Below are 4055 nucleotides of genomic sequence, written 5' to 3'. Positions count from 1 at the left end.
GACGTCACGTCGCCTCCGCCCCCAGCGCCGCCTTCAGCTTCGCGAACGCCTTCGCCCTGTGGCTGATCGCATGCTTTTCCGCCGGGTCCATCTCGGCGAAGGTCTGCGAATAGCCCTCCGGCACGAACACCGGATCATAGCCAAAGCCCAGTTCGCCGCGCGGCGGCCACACCAGCGATCCGGGCATCCGTCCTTCGAACGTCTGCTCCACTCCGTCGGGCCACACCAGCGCCAGCACGCAGACGAACTCCGCCGCGCGCGACACGTCCGGCCCCAGCGCCGCCAGCCGCTCCTCCACCTTTGTCATGGCCAGCATCCAGTCGCGCCCGTTCGGGGTCTCGGCCCAATCCGCCGTATAGACCCCCGGCTCGCCACCCAGCGCCACCACGCAAAGCCCGCTGTCGTCAGACAGGGCAGGCAACCCCGCCCCGGCCGCCGCAAACCGCGCCTTCAGCAGCGCATTGCCCGCGAACGAATCCTCGGTCTCCACCGGCTCCGCCAGCCCGAATTCGCTGGCCGCCACCGCTTCAATCCCGAACGGCGCCAGCAGCGCCGAAATCTCCCGCAGCTTGCCCTTGTTGTGCGAGGCAAGAACCAGCCGGGGGCCGAGCGCGATCACCGCCCGGTCGCCGCCCGCTGCGCCGCAAAGATCGCGTCCGTACCAATGCGCGCCAGCCGCAGCAGCCGCAGCAGCGTCTCTTCCTCGAACACCGCGCCTTCGGCCGTCGCCTGAACTTCCACCAGCGAGCCCTTCGACGTCAGCACGAAATTGCCGTCCGTGTGCGCCACCGAATCCTCGTCATAATCCAGGTCCAGCACCGGCGTGCCTTCATACACGCCGCAGCTGACCGCCGCGACTTGCAGCGGCAGCGGATCGACAGCGAACGGCGTCACGCCATGGATCTTGTCCAGCGCCAGCCGCAGAGCCACCCAGGCGCCGGAAATCGCAGCCGTCCGCGTGCCGCCATCGGCCTGCAGCACGTCGCAATCCAGCGTGATCTGCCGCTCGCCCAGCGCCTTCAGGTCCGTCACCGCGCGCAGGGATCGCCCGATCAGCCGCTGGATTTCCTGCGTCCGCCCGCTCTGCTTGCCCTTGGCGGCCTCGCGGCTCCCCCGCGTGTGGGTGGCGCGGGGCAGCATGCCATATTCCGCCGTCACCCAGCCTTCGCCCTTGCCGCGCATCCACGGCGGCAGCTTCTCTTCCACGCTCGCCGTCACCAGCACATGGGTCTGCCCGAACTTCACCAGGCAGGATCCTTCCGCATGGGCGGAAAAGCCCGGCTGCATCCCGATCTCGCGCATCATGTCCGGCGAACGGCCCGAAGGTCGCATCTCATGTCCTCTGCTCAATGGAAAATCCCCTTCGCCTTAGGTCGCCGCTGCCGGCAAGCCAACCCCAGTCATCTGGCCCCCATCATCTGGCCCCCGTCATCTGGCCCCCGTCATGCGCCCCCGCCACTGCGCCTGTTGAGCGCCACGGCCTTCCACCCTACATTCGGGCCATGCACGAAACGGGCAGCATTTCCGTCTCCCAGCTTTCAGAGCGCGCGCGCGGCATCTTCCGCGAAATCGTGGACAGCTATCTGGCCACCGGCACGCCTGTCGGATCGCGCACCCTGTCCCGTCTCGGCGGCCTGCAGCTGTCCCCGGCCTCCATCCGCAACGTGATGCAGGATCTGGAAGAACTGGGCCTGCTGGAATCGCCCCACACTTCGGCCGGCCGCGTTCCCACCGAACAGGGCCTCAGGCTGTTCGTCGATGGCATGATGCAGGTCGCCGTCCCCGATTCCGCCGACATCGCCGCGATCGAGGCGCAGGCGATGCGTGCGGGCGCCAGCCTTGAGGATGTGCTCGCCCGCACCACGTCGGCGCTCTCCGGCCTCGCCCAGTGCGCGGCCGTCGTCGCCGCGCCGCGCACAGAGGCGGTCATCCGCCAGCTGAATCTGGTGCCGCTGGGGGCGGGCCGGGCGCTCGCCGTCCTCGTCGGTGCAGACGGCGGCATCGAAAACCGCGTCATTTCCCTGCCCGAAGGCCTACCCCGCGAAAGCCTGGAACAGGCGCAGAATTATGTGAACGCCCGCCTGTCCGGCCTCACCCTCGCCGATGCCGCCGCCCGGCTTCAGGCGGAAATCGAAACCGGCCGGGCCGAACTCGACCGGATCACCGCCTCGCTCGTCAGCCAGGGCCTCGCCTCCTGGTCCTCGGACGGGGCCGGCCCCGTCCTCATCGTGCGCGGGCAGGCGCATCTCCTCAACGATGTCGATCTGGATCGCGCCCGCGCGCTTCTGGAAGAGCTGGAGGAAAAGGCCGAACTCGCCCGCCTGCTGGATCAGGCCCGGCAATCCGAAGCCATGCGCATCTTCATCGGCGCGGAAACCCGGCTGTTCGCCCTGTCCGGCTCGTCGGTGATCGCGGCCCCCTATCGCGGCGCAGACGGGCGCGTGATCGGAGTCGTCGGGGTTATCGGCCCCACGCGGTTGAACTATGCCCGCGTCGTCCCCATGGTGGATTTCACCGCAAACAGATTGTCGAGGTTGATGGCATGACTGCCGAAACGCCGGAAACCGGCGCCGAAAACACGCTTGAACAGGAACTGGCCGCCGCACGGGAAGAGATCGTGTCCCTCGTGACAGAGCGCGACGCAGAGCGTGATCGCGCCCTGCGCATGGCGGCCGAGGCTGAAAACACCCGCCGCCGGCTGGAACGCGACAAGGCCGACGCCGTGCAATATGCCGCCGCCGGTTTCGCCCGCGACATGCTGACCGTGGCCGACAACCTGGCCCGCGCGCTCGAATCCCTCCCCGCAGACGTGTCGGATGCGCTGCGCACCGGGCTCGAAGCGACCAGCCGCGAACTCGCCGCCATCTTCGAACGCAATGGCGTGAAGCGCGTCGCCGCCACCGGGCTGCCGCTGGATCCGAACCTGCATCAGGCGATGGTAGAGGTGGAATCCGATGCCGAGCCGGGCACCATCGTGTCCGAACTGCAGGCCGGCTACATGCTGAAGGATCGCCTGCTGCGCCCGGCGCTCGTCACCGTCGCCAAGGCGAAGAGCGCAGCCGCCTGACCTTCCACCGGCCGGCGGCCCTGCCTCAGGGCCGCCCGCCCGTCAGCATCGCATAGCGTTCCGGGCCCAGCCGGCTCGCCAGCTGGGCAGCGCCCGGCTGGCCCTGCGATGCGGCGGCCTTGGCCAGCGCCCGTGCCCGCGCCTTGTCCTGCGGAACACCCTTGCCCCGGGCGAACGCGTCCGCCAGTGCCAGCTGGGCAGGGGCATATCCCCGCCGCGCCGCGCGCAGGAACCAGGCGGCGGCGACCGCCTCATTGCGTTCGCCGCCCTGCCCCTTGGCAGTCATCGTGCCCAGCAGCGTCTCCGCCGTTGCGTTGTCGCGCTGCGCCAGCAGGCGGAAATGATCGCGCGCCGCCGCATAGTCGCGCGCGTTGAAGGCCATCAGCCCACGCGCCATCAGCTGGTTGCTGGACAGCGTCGTCAGCTCCAGCTGCGCCTTGCCGGGCACTGCAGGGGACGCCCCGATCGGGGTCAGGGGGCTGAACGCGAAGAGGCCGGCCAGAACAGCGGCGGCCATTTGAAAACGACGGGGCATGGAACCCGGTTAACGCAGCTCTGTGGCAATTTGAAGGACATGCCGTCGCTCAACCGCCACGCAATGTCGCAACTGCGGCATCCTTTTCGAACAGATACAGCAGATTTCGCGCCGCCTCGCCGCGCACGCCCGTCAATCCGCCATCCCGCTCCAGCAGCAGCCGCGCATCCTGGTGCGCCGTCTCCAGCAGCCGGTCCACCTGCTCCGGCGTCGCCACCACGAACCCCTGCTCGCCCGATTGCCGCGTGCCCAGCAGCTCGCCTGCCCCCCGCAGCTTCAGGTCGGCCTCCGCGATGGCAAAGCCGTCATCCGTCGCGCGCATCATGCGCAGCCGTTCCTTCGCCGTCTCGGAAAGATCCTCGCCCCGCAGCAGCAGGCAGATGGATTTCGCAGCCCCCCGCCCCACCCGGCCGCGCAGCTGGTGCAGCTGCGCCAACCCGAAGCGCTCGGCCC

General features: G+C 69.1%; 5 protein-coding genes and 1 pseudogene. 2 read left to right on the top strand and 4 right to left on the bottom strand.

Translation table 11 applies throughout. The annotated features are described in order from the left end of the window. Positions 1-4: 4 nt before the first annotated feature. Positions 5-619 carry an RdgB/HAM1 family non-canonical purine NTP pyrophosphatase gene (rdgB, locus tag ACE3O8_RS09920; RefSeq protein WP_374389285.1) on the bottom strand — a complete coding sequence of 205 codons (615 nt, stop codon included), beginning with the start codon at positions 617-619 and terminating at the stop codon, positions 5-7. Continuing rightward, positions 616-1332: a ribonuclease PH gene (gene rph, locus ACE3O8_RS09915; RefSeq protein ID WP_374389283.1), complete on the bottom strand. Its 717-nt coding sequence runs from the start codon at positions 1330-1332 to the stop codon at positions 616-618. Before rph ends, rdgB begins: the two co-directional genes overlap by 4 nt. A gap of 170 nt (positions 1333-1502) precedes the next feature. Between rph and hrcA the strand changes: the two genes are divergently transcribed. Together hrcA and grpE are read left to right on the top strand one after the other, a co-directional pair. Beyond that, positions 1503-2546, top strand: a complete 1044-nt coding sequence (hrcA, locus tag ACE3O8_RS09910) for a heat-inducible transcriptional repressor HrcA (RefSeq protein WP_374389281.1) — start codon at positions 1503-1505, stop codon at positions 2544-2546. Then, positions 2543-3067, top strand: coding sequence for a nucleotide exchange factor GrpE (gene grpE / locus ACE3O8_RS09905; protein WP_374389279.1), 525 nt, complete (start codon positions 2543-2545; stop codon positions 3065-3067). The genes hrcA and grpE overlap by 4 nt, the downstream gene beginning before the upstream one ends. 25 nt (positions 3068-3092) lie before the next feature. On the opposite strand, the gene ACE3O8_RS09900 is transcribed toward grpE, so the two are convergent. Together ACE3O8_RS09900 and ACE3O8_RS09895 are read right to left on the bottom strand one after the other, a co-directional pair. Beyond that, the gene (locus ACE3O8_RS09900) at positions 3093-3584 is read right to left on the bottom strand and encodes a tetratricopeptide repeat protein (protein WP_374389277.1); all 492 of its coding nucleotides are present in this window, start codon (positions 3582-3584) and stop codon (positions 3093-3095) included. A gap of 67 nt (positions 3585-3651) precedes the next feature. After that, positions 3652-4055, bottom strand: a pseudogene (locus tag ACE3O8_RS09895) (ATP-dependent DNA helicase RecG); the annotation flags it as partial.

The sequence above is a fragment of the Sandaracinobacter sp. genome, from assembly GCF_041909755.1.
Taxonomy (GTDB): Bacteria; Pseudomonadota; Alphaproteobacteria; order Sphingomonadales; family Sphingomonadaceae; genus Sandaracinobacteroides.
This window is presented reverse-complemented; position numbering and strand designations above follow the sequence as displayed.

Coding starts and splice junctions, on each gene's coding strand:
- rph (WP_374389283.1), bottom strand. CDS start 1,332: ATGCGACCTTCGGGCCGTTCGCCGGACATGATGCGCGAGATCGGGATG.
- hrcA (WP_374389281.1), top strand. CDS start 1,503: ATGCACGAAACGGGCAGCATTTCCGTCTCCCAGCTTTCAGAGCGCGCG.
- grpE (WP_374389279.1), top strand. CDS start 2,543: ATGACTGCCGAAACGCCGGAAACCGGCGCCGAAAACACGCTTGAACAG.
- ACE3O8_RS09900 (WP_374389277.1), bottom strand. CDS start 3,584: ATGGCCGCCGCTGTTCTGGCCGGCCTCTTCGCGTTCAGCCCCCTGACC.